This is a genomic window from Fischerella muscicola PCC 7414 (assembly GCF_000317205.1).
Classification (GTDB): domain Bacteria; phylum Cyanobacteriota; class Cyanobacteriia; order Cyanobacteriales; family Nostocaceae; genus Fischerella; species Fischerella muscicola.
Window position 1 is genome coordinate 1 of sequence record NZ_AJLK01000241.1, and the last position, 464, is coordinate 464.

General features: G+C 34.9%; 1 protein-coding gene. It reads right to left on the reverse strand.

From position 1 onward, the window contains the following. On the reverse strand, positions 1-464 hold a 464-nt coding region (locus UYI_RS33945), incomplete at both ends, for a transposase (protein WP_016870657.1).

Consider the following 464-nt stretch of genomic DNA (forward strand, 5'->3'; position numbering starts at 1 on the left):
TTTTTTTCTTTACTGAGATTAGCTGGAGGTCTCAATGAGGGAACTCCACTGATTCTAATACATCTTTCTTTACACCAAGCTCGATTTTCTCTTGTTCGATAAATTTTATCAACATGAACGGATTCTGGATAATAGCCAGTGTAATTTTTATACGATTCGACTTGTGTTTTTAAATCTGCTGATTCATTAAAGTTATCCCAACTAATATGGTCTAAAAACACATATCCATTGAAATAACTAGCCGACAGTTTTGCGCCAAATTCCACCGACTTCCCGGCTTTACCTCGGACAATGGGACGAATATGTGGTTGGCTTAAACTCACAATACGGTTATCAATACTTTGTTTTTTATTTTCATATAACCAGAGTTGTTGACGAAAGATTTCTGCAACTACAAGTAACTTCTTATATTGTCTATTAGTTAAACCCTCTAACGATGCTCCCAATACAATTAAATGGTCAAT